The organism is Pseudarthrobacter sp. 1G09 (assembly GCF_050038305.1).
GTDB lineage: Bacteria > Actinomycetota > Actinomycetes > Actinomycetales > Micrococcaceae > Arthrobacter > Arthrobacter equi.
In genome coordinates this window covers 2,332,220-2,348,288 of sequence record NZ_CP188306.1, presented here as the reverse complement: position 1 = coordinate 2,348,288, position 16,069 = coordinate 2,332,220, and the positions used below count along the sequence as shown (strand labels likewise).

Here is a 16,069-nt window from a genome sequence, read left to right as displayed (position 1 = left end):
GGGTGTCGCAGGTCACCACCCGGCGTTTTCCCAGACTCGGCCACTAAAATGGACCGGATTTGTAATTAGAGGAAGGTTCAACACGTGGCGCGAGGCCGAGGCAAAAACGAGTTCGGCGCTGAGTCGCCACCCGGCTCTGGCCCCGTTTCCAGGCACGCCGACCAGGCCGGCCTGGGCGCTGCCCGGCACCTTGGATCCATCCGGGGGATGCCCGTCTGGCTGAAGATCATCACCGCCATCGTCGCTGTGGCGTTGGTGGGGGGCCTTGCCTTTGCCGGGTTCTGGTTCATCCGCCTCCAGAACAACATCTCCAAGGCGCCACTGAACGCTGGCGGATCGGGTACCGAGGGGCCTGTGAATAATGCCACCGGGCGGATGCAGATCCTGATCCTCGGGTCCGACACCCGCGACGGCAAGAACTCGGAATACGGCACCTCCGATGACTCGACGGGCTACGGCAAGTCCGACGTCATGATGCTCATGGACATCTCCGAGGACAACAAACGCGTCAGCGTCATCAGCTTCCCGCGTGACCTGCTGGTCAACATCCCCGCATGCAAGGACTCCAAGACCGGCCGTGAATATCCCGCGCGCAGTGGAGTGATGATCAACGAAGCCATGGGCGAGGCCGGAATCGGTTGTGCCGTGGATACCGTCAACAAACTGACCGGACTGGAAGTGGACCATTTCATGATGGCCGACTTCAACGCCGTCAAGGAGTTGTCCAACGCCGTGGGCGGCGTGGACGTGTGCGTCAGCGATGCCATCTATGATCCCGATTCCCGGCTCCGGCTGCCGGCAGGAACCTCCGCCGTGCAGGGCGAGCAGGCACTCGCCTTCCTTCGCACGCGGCACGCCTTCGCCGACGGCGGAGACTTGGGGCGAATCCAGGCACAGCAGGGTTTCCTGTCTTCGCTGACCCGGAAAATCAAGGACGAGGGAACGTTGTCGGATCCGGCCCGGATGCTGAAGATCGCCGACGTCGTCACCCAGAACCTCACGGTGGACGACGGACTGGCCTCGGTGCCGACCCTGCTGACCATCGGCAACCGGCTCAAGGACATCGACCTCGGGAAGGTTGCGTTTGTATCTGTGCCCACCACGCCCGCCGCGTCCGATCCCAACCGCCTCGAAATTGCCGAGCCCGCAGGTTCCCAGCTCTTCACCGCGCTGCAGAAGGACGTCGACCTGACGGACCCCACGGCGCCCACCACGCCGGCGCCCACTGAAAGCCCGTCCCCGTCAGCGACTCCGACGGAAACCGAAGCGCCGCTGCCGCCGTATAACAAGGCCCTCCAGCCGGTTTCGGTGGCTAACGGCTCGGGCGTTCCCGGCCGTTCCCAGGAGATCGTCCAGGCGCTGGTCTCCGGTGGCTTTACCCAGGCGGCCCAGTTCGAAGCGCAGGCTATCGCCACGTCAGGTGTCTACTACGGCGCCAACTATGCTGACGTCGCAGCGGACGTGGCCGCGCTCCTCGGGATTCCCGCGTCACAGGTAATCCCGGCGCCAGGGGTAGCCGGCGTGCAGGTCTACCTCGGCAGCGATTTCACGTCCGGGGCCACCTACGGGAGTGGATCCGGTGCGGCCCTCCCGAACGATATTGTCAACCAGACTGCCGGGGATGCCCGCTGCCAGCAGGCCAATCCCGAACTGATCGTCCGGTAGCGCGCCCATCGCGCTCCGGTTCGGAGCCCCTAAAAGCGAACGGCCGCGGTCCCAGCCCATCAGGCTGGCTCCGCGGCCGTTGGCGTTCTCCGGATTGATTACCAGATGCTGACCCGCTCGGCCGGCGGCATCCACATCTCGTCCTGTTCGGTCACCTCGAAGGCGTCGTGGAAAGCGTCGAGGTTGCGGGCGATGGCGTTGGTCCTGAACTCGTTGGGAGAATGCGGGTCAGTGGCCAGGCGGCGGATGGCCTCCTCCTGCCGGATGACCTGGCGCCAGCCGGCCGCCCACGAAGCGAAGAAGCGCTGGTGGCCGGTCAGGCCGTCGAGGACCTCCGGATCCCGGCCCTCCAGGCTGATCCGGTAGGCCTTATGGGCGATGGCCAAGCCTGCGAGGTCACCGATGTTCTCGCCCAGCGTCAGCCGGCCGTTGACATGGTGTCCCGGGGCGGCCGCGGGGGAGAGGACGTCGTACTGCGCCACAAGGCGGGCAGTGAGCTTCTCGAACGCCTGCCGGTCCTCTTCCGTCCACCAGTTACGGAGGGCGCCGCCGCCGTCGAACTGGGATCCCTGGTCGTCAAAGCCGTGGCCGATCTCATGACCGATCACAGCCCCGATACCGCCGTAGTTGACGGCGTCATCGGCGTCGGCCGTGAAGAACGGCGGCTGCAGGATGGCCGCCGGGAAGACAATCTCGTTCATCATGGGGTGGTAGTAGGCGTTGACCGTCTGCGGTGTCATGAGCCACTTGTTGCGGTCCACAGGCTTGCCCACCTCATCGAGGTGCCGGTCGACGTCGGCGTTGTGGGCGCGCTCCACGTTCCCGAGGAGGTCGTTGGCGTCGATCTCCACGGCAGAGTAGTCGATCCACTCATCGGGGAAGCCGATCTTGGCGCGGAACCCGTCCAGTTTGCGCAGGGCTTCGGCTTTGGTGTCCGCCCCCATCCAGCCCACTTCGGTGATGCTGCTCCGGTACGCCTCGATGAGGTTGCCCACGAGGGTCTGCATCCTGGCTTTGTGGGATTCCGGGAAGTGCCGTGCCACGTAGATCTGCCCGACTGCCTCGCCGAGGGCAGCCTCCACTACAGCGACGCCGCGCTTCCAGCGGTCCTTGTTCCGCGGGGTGCCACTAATGGTGGTGCCGTAAAAGGCAAAATTCGCGTCGACGACGGCCTGCGACAGGTAGGGCGCCGCGGCGCTGATAACGCGCATCGCCAGCCAGTCCCGCCACGCATCCAGCGGTTCGGCGTCCAGGAGTGCTGCCGCGCCCGAGAAGAAGTCGGGGGTACTCACCACGATTTCCTGCCGCTTGTCTCCGGCGATGTCCGCGGCCTCGAACCAGGTGGCAAGAAGTGGGAACAGTTCCGCCGCTTGCTCTGCTGTTTTGAGGTTGTAGGTCTTTTGCGGATCCCGCAGGGTGACGTTGTCCCAGTGGTGCGAGGCCAGCTTTGTTTCCAGGTCCACCACTCGTTCCGCAGCAGCCTCTGCGTCCTCCCGCCCCGCCAGGGCCAGCATCGTGGCTACGTGGGTCCGGTACGCGGCGACTGTAGGCGCGAACTTTTCGTCGCGGTAGTAGGACTCATCGGGAAGGCCAAGGCCGCCCTGTCCGGTGTACAGCAGTACACGGTCCGGATTTCCGGCGTCGGGGGCCGGGTAGATGTAGAAGAGCCCGCCCACGTCCGAGCGGAAGAGCCGTCCGGCCAAGGCAACGAGGTCAGTGGCAGAGCCCGTGGCGTAGACGTCCTCGAGCCGTTGGCGGATCGGGTCGATGCCCTTCGCTTCGGCGGCAGCCTCATCCATGAAGCTGTTGTACAGCCCGCCGATCTTGCGTTCTATACCGCTCGCCGCGTCACCCTTGGCGGCGGCTTCCTCGATGATGTCCCGGACGGCGAGTTCCGAGCCGTCCCGCAACGCGGTGAAGGTCCCTCCCAGCGGCCGGTCGTCCGGGATCTCGGTGGCCTTCAGCCAGGCACCGTTGACGTGCTGGTAAAGGTCGTCCTGCGGCCGGACCGTGTGATCAATGGTGGAAAGGTCGATCCCCGAAATGGGCACTGAAACTCCTTTTGCTGCGACGCCGCTGCCGGCACAAATACCCGGTGCGTCTGCATGATGGACTTTACGGACGGTAGTGCCCTTTCATCTTACGCACCCGTGTTACCCTCAAAAGGTGCGTGCAGAGTTCCTCCTCCTTAGCTGCCGCGGCGAGGCTACAGACGCTATCTAGCGCAAGGCCCACCCTCGCTGCGGAGTTTGTGTTGCCCGGCCACCCTTTCACTGAAGATCCATAGAAAAGGCCCCAAGTAATGCGAAACGCACAGAAGTCCTCAGGAATGCCCTTCCACCGTTACACGCCGTTCCAGGACCAGATCACCGTCGAGATGCCGGACCGTACCTGGCCGGACAAGGTGATCACCAAGGCCCCGCGCTGGTGTGCAGTGGACCTCCGCGACGGCAACCAGGCGCTGATCGATCCCATGAGCCCGGCACGCAAAATGAAGATGTTCGACCTGCTGGTCCGCATGGGTTACAAGGAAATCGAGGTCGGCTTTCCGTCTGCCTCGCAGACTGACTTCGACTTCGTCCGCCAGCTGATCGAGGGCAACCACATCCCGGATGATGTCACCATCCAGGTCCTCACCCAGGCCCGAGAGCACCTGATCGAGCGGACCTACGAATCCCTCGTTGGCGCGAAGCAGGCCATCGTCCACCTGTACAACTCCACGTCCGTGCTGCAGCGGCGCGTCGTCTTCAACCAGGACGAGGACGGGATCCTGGACATCGCACTCCAGGGTGCGCGGCTGTGCCGGAAGTACGAGGAAACGCTGGCCGACACCCACATCACCTACGAGTACTCACCGGAATCCTTCACTGGAACGGAACTGGAATACGCCGTCCGGGTCTGCAACGCCGTCGCCGACGTCTTTGAGGCCTCGGCAGACCGGCAGGTCATCATCAACCTGCCGGCCACCGTGGAAATGGCCACCCCCAACGTGTACGCCGATTCGATCGAATGGATGAGCCGGCACCTGCACCCCCGCGAAGGCATCATCCTCTCGCTGCACCCGCACAACGACCGCGGCACCGGTGTGGCCGCCGCCGAGCTGGGCTACATGGCCGGCGCAGACAGGATCGAAGGCTGCCTGTTCGGGAACGGCGAGCGTACCGGCAACGTGGACCTGGTGACCCTGGGACTGAACCTGTTCGTGCAGGGCATCGACCCGATGATCGACTTCTCCGACATCGACGACGTCCGCCGGACCGTTGAATACTGCAACCAGCTGCCCGTCCCCGAGCGGTCCCCGTACGGCGGCGACCTGGTGTTCACTGCCTTCTCCGGCTCACACCAGGACGCCATCAAGAAGGGCTTCGAAGCGCTGGAACGCGACGCCGCCGCCGCCGGCAAGGACGTTGCGGACGTCACATGGCAGGTGCCCTACCTGCCGGTGGACCCGAAGGACCTGGGCCGCAGCTACGAGGCCGTTATCCGCGTCAACTCCCAGTCCGGCAAGGGGGGCGTGGCCTACCTGCTCAAGAACGAGCACAGCCTGGACCTGCCCCGCCGGGCCCAGATCGAGTTCTCGGGCGTCATCCAGCGGCGCACGGACACCGTGGGCGGCGAAGTCAGCGGGGCCCAGCTCTGGCAGATCTTCCAGGACGAGTACCTGCCCTCCGGCAAGACAGACGGCCAGTGGGGCCGCTACTCCCTGGGCTCGGTCAAGACTGAGACCGACGACGACGGCGGCATGACGCTGCACGCGTCACTCACCGTCGATGGTGCCCAGGTCAGCCGTACCGGTACCGGAAACGGTCCCATCGCCGCCCTGCTGAACATCCTCACCCAGGACGGTGTGGACGTCCGCGTGCTGGACTACAGCGAGCACGCCCTGTCCGAAGGCGGCAATGCGATGGCAGCAGCGTATGTCGAATGCGCAGTGGGCGAGCGCGTCCTGTGGGGCGTGGGCATCGATGCCAACACCAGCATGTCCTCGCTGAAGGCCGTCATCTCCGCCGTCAACCGGGCCATCCGCGACGCCCAGTCCTGATCCGCAGGCCGCCGCGTTGCCCCTATTTCGGGGCCGCGCGGCGGCGCAGGGGCTGCCTGACCCCTCGGGGATGGGAAGATAGAGCGTGGCTCAACAATCCTTCGCCTCCCGGGCATACCGCGATGACGCCGTGGTTCTCCGTACCCACAAGCTGGGCGAAGCCGACAGGATCATCACGCTCCTCACGAAGCACCACGGGCAGGTCCGGGCAGTCGCTAAAGGCGTCCGCCGCACCAGCAGCCGTTTTGGAGCGCGGCTGGAGCCGTTCATGGTGGCTGACCTCCAGCTGATCTCAGGCCGTAGCCTGGACATCGTGACCCAGGCTGTGGCTAAAGGCGCCTACGGCGGCAGCATCGCCGCCGATTACGGCCGCTACACCGTCGCAGCCGCCATGACCGAAACAGCCGAGAAGCTCACCGACGTTGACGGTGAGGCGGCCACAGCCCAGTACAACCTCCTGGTGGGTGCACTGGCAGCCCTGAGCCGGAACGAGCACGCCGCCGGCCTGATCCTCGACTCCTACCTCCTGCGGGCACTGGCCACCGGAGGCTGGGCCCCCAGCTTCACCGACTGCGCCCGGTGCGGAATGCCCGGTCCGCATAAGGCCTTCGCTACCGCGCTGGGCGGCATGGTGTGCCCGGACTGCAGGCCGCCGGGCTCGCCCGCGCCGGCCGCCGAAACCGTCATCCTGCTGGCGGCCCTGCTCACCGGAGACTGGCCAACGGCTGACGCTTCCCTGCCGCTGCACCGCAAGGAAGCCGCCGGCCTCGTGGCCGCATACCTGCAATGGCATCTCGAACGGGTGCTGAAGTCCCTCAAACATGTGGAGCGTAGCTGACAGTGGCCTTGGGAAAAAAGACGACCCCCGCCCGCCGACGCACCGAACCGGTGGTCGCGCCCTACCCGCACCCCTCGGGGGCAGTTCCGCCGTCCATCCCGGCTGAATTCATTCCCCGCCACGTGGCCATCGTCATGGACGGCAACGGCCGCTGGGCAAACCAGCGGGGACTTCCCCGGGTCGAAGGGCATAAGGCGGGCGAACCCGCACTGCTCGATGTCATGGCCGGCGCCATCCAGCTTGGCATCGAGTATGTGAGTGTCTACGCATTCTCCACGGAGAACTGGCGCAGGTCTCCCGAAGAGGTCCGCTTCCTCATGGGTTTTAACAAGGACGTGCTGCGTCGCCAACGTAACCAGCTGGACGAATGGGGCGTCCGGGTCCGCTGGTCGGGCCGCCGGCCGAAGCTCTGGGGCTCGGTAATCCGGGAGCTGGAGGAAGCAGAGGCCTACACAGCGGGCAACAGCACCTGCACGTTGACCATGTGTGTTAATTACGGCGGACGGGCGGAGATCACCGATGCTGTGTCTGCCATCGCTGCAGAGGTCGCTGCAGGACGGCTGAAGCCCGGTGCCATTACGGAGCGCACCATCCAGAAGTACCTCGATGAACCGGACCTTCCCGATGTGGACCTTTTCCTTCGCAGCTCGGGGGAACAGCGGTTATCGAACTTCCTGCTCTGGCAATCGGCGTATGCCGAGTTCGTGTTCATGGACACGTTGTGGCCGGACGTGGACCGGCGGACGCTGTGGGCAGCGGTAGAGGAATACGCGCGGCGTGACCGGCGCTACGGCGGCGCAGTGGATGCAGCGGCCCAGCCCGGCGGCTCCTCGGCCCCGTAGGCACGCAGCCAGCGCGCCATGCGGGCGTAGGCGTCGGCGCGCACTCCGGCAGGGGAGAGCAAAACATCGTGCAGGGCACCTTCAATCCGCTCCACCGTGACGCTCCGTCCCAATGCCAGGGCCCTGGCGCCGATGATATTTACATCCAGCACTGCGTCCGAGCGGCGCATGGCTTCGGACCACAGCAGCCCGGTTGCACTCCCGGCGGACAACAGCACCAGGATGGGCGCCTGGATGTTTAGCCCCCGGGCAACACGGGCATGGCCGGCCAGCACTGCGCTCAACCAGCCGGCGCGTACCGGAAAGGCCATCGGCGGCCGGTACCGGTCGTCGATGGCCCATTCTCCTTCGGCCGCGCTGCTGATGGTCCGCCAGTAGTAACCCCGTTCAGGCAGCCGGAGGACAGCCGTGGGCCGCAGCCTCGCCATCGGCGCCATAAGACCTGAGGCAGCGCGCCGGACCAAGGCGCTGCCGTGCATTTCCAGCCAGGGGCTGTTGAGCACCAGCCGCGACACGGAACCGGGGTTTTCCGCGGCCCACAGAGCTGCCACCAGGCCGCCGGTCGAATGCCCCATCAGGGTGATGGGCCCGGGCGGGTCCCCGCCTCCGATAATGACCAGGGCCGCCTCAATCTCGGCATCGTAGTCAGCCAGACGCGACACAAACCCTCCGGTTGAACCCGGGCGCAGGCTCCTGCCGTGGTTATGCATGTCCAGGGCGTAGAAGTCATAGCCTGCCGAGTTCCAGAACCTGGCCAGTTCCACGTTGAAAAAGTAGTCACTCCAGCCGTGCAGGAAAAGGACTGCCGACCGCTGTCGGCGCTGCGGGGCACCGCTGTCAGGCTCCGGCCGGAAGCGCACCAGCGTGGCGGTCCGTTGCACGCCGTCGGGTCCCTTGGCCTTCAACGTCAGGGACTGGAATTCGGCGCCCAGGATGTCCTCTTCCCATGCCATGGACCCATGCTAAACCGGGCACCCGGAGGGAACCGCTCCCGCCAGGTCACGCCGGTTGTGGGACGTCTCCGTTTTGGTTCACGGCCCGCGAGGCGGAAAACTGGTTGCATGCGCGTTTACCCCACATTCTTCAAGCTGGCTTTTTCCTGGATGGACGCCGAGCGCGCCCACACCCTCGGATTCAAGGGAATCCGGCTGGCGCACTCGTCCGGGGCGGGGAAGGTCCTCCGCAAGCTGACTGCACCGGCGCCATCCCTTCAAACCACTGCCTTCGGCATCACCTTCCCCTCACCCTTCGGACTTGCAGCAGGTTTTGACAAGGAAGGGCACGGCATCGAAGCCCTCACAGAGCTTGGCTTCGGGCACGTTGAGGTGGGCACCATTACCGGCCAGGCGCAGCCGGGCAACGAGCAGCCGCGTCTGTTCCGCCTGATCCAGGACCGTGCGGTCATTAACAGGATGGGTTTTAACAACGACGGCGCCGCCGCCGTAGCTCCCCGCCTTAAGTCCGCCCGGGCTGCCCTGCAGCGGATGTACCCAGCGGTGCGGCCGGTCATCGGCGTCAACATCGGCAAAACCAAAGTTGTTGAGCTTGCTGACGCGGTGGATGACTACCGCATCAGCGCACGCACCCTTGCACCTGCCGCCGACTACCTCGTGGTCAACGTCAGTTCCCCCAACACGCCGGGACTGCGGCTGCTGCAGGACGTCGAAACGCTGCGCCCCCTTCTTACCGCCGTTGGGGAGGAAGCCGACCGTGCAGCGGGCAGGCATGTGCCGCTGTTGGTGAAGATTGCTCCAGACCTCAGCGACGAAGACATCGACGACGTTGCTCAGCTCGCCCTGGACTTGAAGCTGGACGGCATTATCGCCACCAACACCACCATCGCCAGGACGGGGCTGGCGTCCCCGGCTGAAACAGTGGAACAGTGCGGGGCGGGCGGGCTGTCCGGTGCGCCGCTGAAGCAGCGTTCCCTGGAGGTGCTCCGCCGCCTCAAGCAGGCAACCGGCGATGCCTTGACCCTCGTAGCCGTCGGGGGCGTGGAAACAGCCCAGGACGTGCAGGACCGGCTCGACGCAGGGGCAACCCTGGTCCAGGGTTACACGGCCTTCCTGTACGAGGGACCCTTCTGGGCGGCCCGCATCAACCGGCAGCTGGCCCGCAAGCGGCGGTCCTGAAACACTTCGGGTCCTGACCCGTCAAACAGCAGTCCCCGGCAGGTGACCTGCCGGGGACTGCTGTTTAAACGGAAACTCTGAATCAGGAGGGAGACTGGCCGCGGCTGACCTGGGGCTTGGGCAGCCGCAGCTTGCGGAACTGGAGGGAGCGCATGGAGCCGTACCAAACGGTGCCGCGCTCAACCTCGCCGAACTTCTCCGCCAGCCGCTTGCGCAGTTTGCGGGACAGCAGGAACACGTCCACGAACACAGCCAGGAACATGACCCAGAAACCACCCAGGACGTAAATCATGTAATCGCTGGATGCCGGCACCACCAGGGAGACCAGAACGAAAACAAGTGCGCCAAACATTAGGAACTCGCCCAGGCTGAACCGCGCATCGACGAAGTCGCGGGCAAACCGCTTCTGCGGTCCCTTGTCCCGCAAGGGCAGGAACTTTTCGTCTCCTGTATCAAGGGCCTGGCGCATCTTCTGCCGCTGGTCCTGGATGACCTGGCGCTCGGCCGCCTTGGAGGCCTTGCGGTCCTCCGGCACCAGCGGACGCTTGCGGGCGGCTTCCTGGGCCCTCCGTGTTGGAGTGGGGGCACCCTTGCCGATGACACCCGCCTCGCGTGCCGCCGCTTCCGCCGCCTGCTGGTCTACTGTCTCCTGCGCCGAGGGCGCTTCTTTTTTACGTCCGAACACCTGAACAGAATACCTTGCGGGAGGTGTCGGGATTCCTTGTCTGCGGCTGTTGCCGAAGCAACAGATGTGACGGGAGTAATGTTTTGGCCATGACTTCCTCGCCAATGGCAACCCCGCATGATCCGCATGGCCCCTCATCCCCGGGCCCTGAGACGACAGGCCAGACGGACCAACTCCGGGCCGCCGTCGACCGTTCCTTCGACCAAACCCTGCGCCGCCTCAAAGACCTCGTGGCGATTCCCGGGATCGCCTGGCCCAGCTTTGACCGGGCACCGCTGGAACGCAGTGCCGGAGCGGTGGCGGAACTGCTTCGTGACGCCGGCCTGGACGAAGTGCGGACCCTCACCTGCCCCAAGCCGGACGGCACGCCCGGCGGTCCCGCCGTCGTCGCACGCCGTCCCGCGGCGCCCGGCAAGCCCACCATCCTGCTGTACGCACACCATGACGTCCAGCCTCCCGGGGACGAAGCCCTGTGGGAAACCCAACCGTTCACCGCGGTGGAAAAGGATGGCCGCCTCTATGGCAGGGGCGCCGCTGACGACAAAGCCGGCATCATGGCCCACATTGCCGCCTACGCCGCCGTCTCGGAAGTTGTAGGTGAGCTGGGACTCGGCGTGACGTTCTTCTTCGAAGGCGAAGAGGAAGCCGGATCGCCCACCTTCCGGCCCTTCCTGGAGGCCAACCGCGAGTTGCTGCGGGCCGACGTGATCGTCGTTGCGGACTCCAGCAACTGGAAAGTGGGCGTTCCTGCCCTGACCACCAGCCTGCGTGGCCTCGTTGACGGCACCATTGAAGTGCAGGTCCTCGACCACGCTGTGCACTCCGGTATGTACGGCGGCCCGGTGCTGGATGCCCCCACGCTTCTGTCTCGGCTGATCGCCACACTCCATGACGACGACGGCAACGTCGCGATCGAAGGGCTAGTGGCCACGGACAACGCTGCCGTAGACCTCCCGGAAGCCGACTACCGTGCCGATGCTTCAGTGCTCGACGGCGTCCGTCTCGCCGGAACCGGCAGCATTGCCTCCCGCCTGTGGACCAAGCCTGCACTGTCCATCATCGGCTTTGACGCCCCAGCCGTGGACGTCGCCTCAAACACGCTGCTGCCGCGTGCCCGTGCCAAGTTCAGCCTCCGCCTCGCGCCGGGCCAGGACCCCGCCGCGGCCATGGAGGCTGTGGGCCGCCATGTTGAAGCCAACGCGCCGTTCGGTGCGAAGGTCATCTTCACACCGGGGGAGAGCGGCAATCCCTTCCAGACGGACACGGCATCACCGGCGGCCCGCCTGGCAATGTGGGCCCTGGGGGAGGCCTGGGGCGTCCCGGCCGTCGAAACTGGCATAGGCGGTTCCATCCCCTTTATTGCAGACCTGCTGGAGCTGTACCCGGAGGTGCAGATCCTCGTCACGGGCGTTGAGGACCCGGACTCGAGGGCGCACAGTGCCAACGAATCATTGCACCTGGGCGATTTCCGGCATGCAATCCTGGCCGAGGCGCTCATGCTTGCCCGACTCAACAGCGGGGGCCTGGACGTGCAGCCCGGCTGATTCCGCTGACAGGCGGGCAGGGCTTCCGCCGCCAAGCCGCCCAGGGAACAACGGGAGCCCTTTCATGGTTACGTCAGGAGTTAGAGCTACAAGGCTGTCCGACGTAGCATGTAGCTATAGCCCATACCCAATCCGTAGGGGCAGGCACCGCAGAAGCGGAGCCGCCAGGACCCGTCCCAAGAAGGTAGGCCAATGAGCACCGCAACCAATGAGAACAGCACCGCAACCACCAGCGAATCCGGCGAACTGCCGGTCCACGAGGTCAACCTGACCGATGTCGCCGCAGGCAAGGTACGCAGCCTTCTCGAACAGGAAGGCCGCACGGATTTGCGCCTTCGGGTTGCCGTGCAGCCCGGCGGCTGCTCCGGCCTGATCTACCAGCTGTACTTCGACGAGCGGATTCTCGACGGCGACGCCGTACGTGATTACGACGGTGTCGAGGTCGTGGTGGACAAGATGAGCGTCCCGTACCTCAGCGGCGCCAGCATCGACTTCGAAGACACCATTTCCAAGCAGGGATTCACCATCGACAACCCCAACGCCGGTGGCTCCTGCGCCTGTGGAGATTCCTTCCACTAAGCCGGTCATTTTGCCGTATGCCTGCGCCGTGTCTCCTGCCAACAAGATTGGCTGGGAGGCGCGGCGCCGACATGTGGGCGAAACGTCCGGGGGAGCGGTAAGCTCTACACCGAGTAGTAAAACTTTTAGTGTGCCCGGGGCCGCCGATGGCTGCCCGGACAACAGCAACAAGTAGGAAGGGCCGTCTGTGAGTTCGCAGAACCGAACCGGCAGCCGACGCAAAACGATCACAACGATCACTGGCTTGGCAATTGCCGGCGCGTTGGTTTTGACCGGATGTTCGCCAGAGGTAGAGAAGGGGTGGCTGCCGACTGAACGCGGCACCACCAGCAACACCGACCGCATCATGGACCTCTGGGTCAACTCATGGATTGCCGCGCTGGTGGTGGGCACCATTACTTGGGGCCTCATCATCTGGTGCCTGGTGGCGTACCGCCGTCGCAAGGGGACCGTTGGTTTCCCCCGGCAGACCAGTTTCAACCTTCCCCTTGAGGTCTTCTACCTGACCATCCCGATCTTCATGGTCCTGGTGTTCTTCTACTTCACCGACCGTGACCAGCAGGCCATTGACGACCGCTCCCAGCCGGCCGACGTCGTCGTTGACGTCCGCGGCAAGCAGTGGGCCTGGGACTTCAACTACAAGTCCGGCGACGTCATCCAGGAAGACCTCCACGAAGCCGGTGTCCAGGCGCACCTGACCGGCAACACCATCGACAAGGAACAGCTCCCCACGCTGTACTTGCCGGTGAACAAGTCCGTTGACCTCGAGCTCAACGCCCGCGACGTCATCCACTCGTTCTGGGTTCCCGCCTTCCTGCAGAAGCGCGACATGATCCCCGGAAAGACCAACTACATCAGGTTCACCCCCACTAAAGAGGGCACCTACGACGGCAAGTGTGCCGAACTCTGCGGCGAGTACCACTCCGAAATGCTGTTCCGCGTCAAGGTGGTGTCGGAATCTGAATTCCAGGCCCACATGGACGGGCTGAAGGCAGCCGGCAACACTGGGCTGCTGGGCGTGGAGTACGACCGCAACCCTAACCTGAACGAAATTAAGTAAGGGGAGCGACGTGGCTACGTACACTCAATCCGCACCCACAGGAGCCCTGCAGGCTCCGGTGGTTCCGAAATCCAAGGGACGCATCGTCGTCAACTGGATCACCTCCACTGACCACAAGACCATCGGGTACATGTACCTGATCGCCTCGTTCGTCTTCTTCTGCCTCGGTGGCGTCATGGCGCTGCTCATCCGAGCCGAACTCTTCGAGCCCGGCATGCAGATCCTGCAGACGAAGGAACAGTACAACCAGCTGTTCACCATGCACGGCACGGTTATGCTCCTGATGTTTGCCACCCCGCTGTTCGCGGGCTTCGCCAACGTCATCATGCCGCTCCAGATCGGTGCCCCCGACGTCGCATTCCCGCGTCTGAACGCCCTGGCTTTCTGGTTCTTCCTCTTCGGTTCCACCATTGCGGTGTCCGGCTTCATCACCCCGCAGGGTGCAGCATCCTTTGGGTGGTTCGCCTACGCACCACTGTCGAATACCACGTTCAGCCCCGGCATCGGCGGTGACCTGTGGGTCTTCGGCCTGGCGCTCTCCGGCTTCGGCACCATCCTCGGTGCCGTCAACTTCATCACCACCATCATCTGCATGCGCGCCCCGGGCATGACCATGTGGCGCATGCCGATCTTCACCTGGAACACCCTCATCACGGCCATCCTGGTCCTGATGGCGTTCCCCCCGCTGGCCGCCGCACTGTTCGCACTGGGCGCCGACCGCCGGTTTGGCGCACACATCTTCGATCCGGAAAACGGCGGTGCCGTCCTCTGGCAGCACCTGTTCTGGTTCTTCGGCCACCCCGAGGTGTACATCATTGCGCTGCCGTTCTTCGGCATCGTGTCTGAGATCTTCCCGGTGTTCAGCCGCAAGCCGATCTTCGGCTACAAGGGCCTCGTTTACGCCACGATCGCGATCGCTGCGCTGTCCGTGACGGTGTGGGCCCACCACATGTACGTCACCGGCTCGGTGCTGCTGCCGTTCTTCGCCTTCATGACGATGCTCATTGCTGTTCCGACCGGCGTGAAGTTCTTCAACTGGATCGGCACCATGTGGCGCGGTTCCATCACGTTCGAAACCCCCATGCTCTGGAGCATCGGGTTCCTCGTCACGTTCCTCTTCGGTGGCCTCACCGGCATCATCCTGGCCTCGCCTCCGCTCGACTTCCACGTCTCGGACTCCTACTTCGTGGTGGCGCACTTCCACTACGTGGTCTTCGGAACCGTGGTGTTCGCCATGTTCGCCGGCTTCTACTTCTGGTGGCCCAAGTGGACCGGAAAGATGCTCAACGAGCGCCTCGGCAAGATCCACTTCTGGCTCCTGTTCCTGGGCTTCCACGGCACGTTCCTCATCCAGCACTGGCTCGGTGTGGAGGGCATGCCCCGCCGCTACGCCGACTACCTGGTTGAAGATAACTTCACCTGGATGAACCAGTTCTCGACTGTGGCGTCCTTCGTCCTCGGCGCCTCGCTGATTCCGTTCTTCTGGAACGTCTACATCACGTGGCGGAAGGCCGAAAAGGTCCAGGTTGATGACCCTTGGGGCTTCGGTGCCTCCCTCGAATGGGCCACGTCCTGCCCGCCGCCGCGCCACAACTTCACCTCGCTGCCCCGGATCCGTTCGGAGCGCCCCGCCCTGGACCTGCACCACCCTGAACTGCGCCAGGTCCACACCGTCGAGTCGCCGGCACCTGCGGCCAGCGTTCTCGGCAACGCCGACCAGAAGGACACCGCACAGTGAAAATCGAATCTTGGATCTTTGGATCGGGAGTCTTCTTCTTCATCCCTGTCTCCATCGTGTACGGGTTCCTCACGCACTGGAACGAGTGGGTTGGCACCTTGGGTGTCCTGCTCGTGGGCGGACTGGCCGGCATGATCGGCGCGTACCTTGGTTTCACCGCCAAGCGCGTAGGTATGCGCCCCGAGGACCGCAGCGATGCTGAGATTCACGAAGGCGCCGGCGAGCAGGGGCACTTCAGCCCCTGGAGCTGGTGGCCCCTGGTCCTCGGCCTGGCTTGCGCCACTGGGTTCCTCGGCCTGGCCGTTGGGTTCTGGATCGTCTTCATTGCTGCCGGCCTTGCGGTCGTAGCGCTTGTCGGCTGGGTTTACGAATACAGCCGTGGGGACCACGCCCACTAGGCAACACACTTAATAACGACGCCGGCCCCCACCTTTTGGTGGGGGCCGGCGTCGTTATGTCTGGGCCAGTTTGTTCCGGACTGATTCAGGATAGTTCCGGGGCTGGTTCGGCGTTGTGCCGGGCAGTGGCCGGGCTAGTGCCGGACCGCGGGCTGGAGGGCTCCCTGCGCCGCGAGGAGGTCTCCGAGGGACATGAGGACCGCCGCGGCATTTTCCGCGCTTCCAGGCCCATCCAGGGCTGTCTCGCTGACCGTCAGCTCCACTGTGCAGCCGTGCTGGAAGTCGGCAGCCATCACCTGAAGCAGCGACCGCGCATCGACGCCCGGGCTGCCGTCCTTGGCAATGACCACGGGAAGGCCCGTGACCAAGACGGCTCGGACAAAGTCGGCTGCTGGCCTTGCATGAAGGCCTACAGAAGCCGTGACCATGGCCTTGTGTGATGGCAAAGAGGACTCCTTCGTCTTGACGGACCCCTCCGTCTGTCGCGTAAATCTTCCTGCCCAAATATATATCCGGCGGCCCGGCGCTGCCGCCACGAAGTCTGCT

14 protein-coding genes are annotated in these 16,069 nt (G+C 64.6%); 10 read left to right on the top strand and 4 right to left on the bottom strand.

Annotation, left to right across the window (positions count from 1 at the left end; all coding sequences use genetic code 11):
• The first annotated feature begins 207 nt into the window (after positions 1-207).
• Positions 208-1,665, top strand: a complete 1,458-nt coding sequence (locus tag ACP3TD_RS10810; RefSeq protein WP_426767200.1) for an LCP family protein — start codon at positions 208-210, stop codon at positions 1,663-1,665.
• A gap of 98 nt (positions 1,666-1,763) precedes the next feature.
• Here the strand turns inward: ACP3TD_RS10810 and ACP3TD_RS10805 are convergent, their stop codons facing one another.
• Positions 1,764-3,716 (bottom strand): M13 family metallopeptidase, encoded by a 1,953-nt coding sequence (locus ACP3TD_RS10805; RefSeq protein WP_426762885.1) that lies wholly within the window; start codon positions 3,714-3,716, stop codon positions 1,764-1,766.
• Positions 3,717-3,967: 251 nt separating this feature from the next.
• Here ACP3TD_RS10805 and leuA point away from each other — a divergent pair, with 251 nt between their 5' ends.
• The 3 genes from leuA (at position 3,968) to ACP3TD_RS10790 (ending at position 7,387) form a co-directional block, all read left to right on the top strand.
• Positions 3,968-5,707 (top strand): 2-isopropylmalate synthase, encoded by a 1,740-nt coding sequence (leuA, locus tag ACP3TD_RS10800; RefSeq protein WP_045731408.1) that lies wholly within the window; start codon positions 3,968-3,970, stop codon positions 5,705-5,707.
• Positions 5,708-5,792: 85 nt separating this feature from the next.
• Positions 5,793-6,545, top strand: a complete 753-nt coding sequence (gene recO, locus ACP3TD_RS10795) for a DNA repair protein RecO (RefSeq protein WP_426762884.1) — start codon at positions 5,793-5,795, stop codon at positions 6,543-6,545.
• 2 nt (positions 6,546-6,547) lie between these two features.
• Positions 6,548-7,387 (top strand): isoprenyl transferase, encoded by an 840-nt coding sequence (locus tag ACP3TD_RS10790; protein WP_426762883.1) that lies wholly within the window; start codon positions 6,548-6,550, stop codon positions 7,385-7,387.
• On the opposite strand, the gene ACP3TD_RS10785 is transcribed toward ACP3TD_RS10790, so the two are convergent.
• Positions 7,333-8,340: an alpha/beta hydrolase gene (locus ACP3TD_RS10785; RefSeq protein ID WP_426762882.1), complete on the bottom strand. Its 1,008-nt coding sequence runs from the start codon at positions 8,338-8,340 to the stop codon at positions 7,333-7,335. The genes ACP3TD_RS10790 and ACP3TD_RS10785 overlap by 55 nt on opposite strands.
• 108 nt (positions 8,341-8,448) lie before the next feature.
• Here ACP3TD_RS10785 and ACP3TD_RS10780 point away from each other — a divergent pair, with 108 nt between their 5' ends.
• On the top strand, positions 8,449-9,519 hold the full coding sequence (locus ACP3TD_RS10780; protein WP_426762880.1) for a quinone-dependent dihydroorotate dehydrogenase: 1,071 nt from the start codon (positions 8,449-8,451) through the stop codon (positions 9,517-9,519).
• A gap of 82 nt (positions 9,520-9,601) precedes the next feature.
• On the opposite strand, the gene ACP3TD_RS10775 is transcribed toward ACP3TD_RS10780, so the two are convergent.
• Entirely contained in the window at positions 9,602-10,204 is a 603-nt protein-coding gene (locus tag ACP3TD_RS10775; RefSeq protein WP_426762879.1) for a DUF3043 domain-containing protein, read from the bottom strand.
• 89 nt (positions 10,205-10,293) lie between these two features.
• Here ACP3TD_RS10775 and ACP3TD_RS10770 point away from each other — a divergent pair, with 89 nt between their 5' ends.
• The 5 genes from ACP3TD_RS10770 to ACP3TD_RS10750 all read left to right on the top strand — a co-directional run bounded on the left by ACP3TD_RS10770 (position 10,294) and on the right by ACP3TD_RS10750 (position 15,523).
• Entirely contained in the window at positions 10,294-11,748 is a 1,455-nt protein-coding gene (locus ACP3TD_RS10770) for a dipeptidase (RefSeq protein WP_426762878.1), read from the top strand.
• Between the two features lie 192 nt (positions 11,749-11,940).
• Entirely contained in the window at positions 11,941-12,327 is a 387-nt protein-coding gene (locus ACP3TD_RS10765; protein ID WP_015937148.1) for a HesB/IscA family protein, read from the top strand.
• 187 nt (positions 12,328-12,514) lie between these two features.
• Positions 12,515-13,387, top strand: coding sequence for an aa3-type cytochrome oxidase subunit II (gene coxB / locus ACP3TD_RS10760; RefSeq protein WP_015937147.1), 873 nt, complete (start codon positions 12,515-12,517; stop codon positions 13,385-13,387).
• A 10-nt stretch (positions 13,388-13,397) separates the two neighbouring features.
• The gene (gene ctaD, locus ACP3TD_RS10755; RefSeq protein ID WP_056079279.1) at positions 13,398-15,125 is read left to right on the top strand and encodes an aa3-type cytochrome oxidase subunit I; all 1,728 of its coding nucleotides are present in this window, start codon (positions 13,398-13,400) and stop codon (positions 15,123-15,125) included.
• Entirely contained in the window at positions 15,122-15,523 is a 402-nt protein-coding gene (locus ACP3TD_RS10750; protein WP_056079276.1) for a cytochrome c oxidase subunit 4, read from the top strand. The genes ctaD and ACP3TD_RS10750 overlap by 4 nt, the downstream gene beginning before the upstream one ends.
• Positions 15,524-15,657: 134 nt before the next feature.
• Here ACP3TD_RS10750 and ACP3TD_RS10745 read toward each other — a convergent pair whose 3' ends face one another.
• A complete protein-coding gene (locus ACP3TD_RS10745) occupies positions 15,658-15,969 on the bottom strand; it encodes an HPr family phosphocarrier protein (protein ID WP_426762876.1) in 312 nt (103 codons plus the stop codon).
• Between the last annotated feature and the right edge of the window lie 100 nt (positions 15,970-16,069).

Bases quoted from the DNA above. Each gene is read 5' to 3' on its own strand.
- ACP3TD_RS10785 (WP_426762882.1), bottom strand. From the start codon at position 8,340: ATGGCATGGGAAGAGGACATCCTGGGCGCCGAATTCCAGTCCCTGACG.
- ACP3TD_RS10765 (WP_015937148.1), top strand. From the start codon at position 11,941: ATGAGCACCGCAACCAATGAGAACAGCACCGCAACCACCAGCGAATCC.
- leuA (WP_045731408.1), top strand. From the start codon at position 3,968: ATGCGAAACGCACAGAAGTCCTCAGGAATGCCCTTCCACCGTTACACG.
- ACP3TD_RS10810 (WP_426767200.1), top strand. From the start codon at position 208: ATGCCCGTCTGGCTGAAGATCATCACCGCCATCGTCGCTGTGGCGTTG.
- ACP3TD_RS10780 (WP_426762880.1), top strand. From the start codon at position 8,449: ATGCGCGTTTACCCCACATTCTTCAAGCTGGCTTTTTCCTGGATGGAC.
- ACP3TD_RS10770 (WP_426762878.1), top strand. From the start codon at position 10,294: ATGACTTCCTCGCCAATGGCAACCCCGCATGATCCGCATGGCCCCTCA.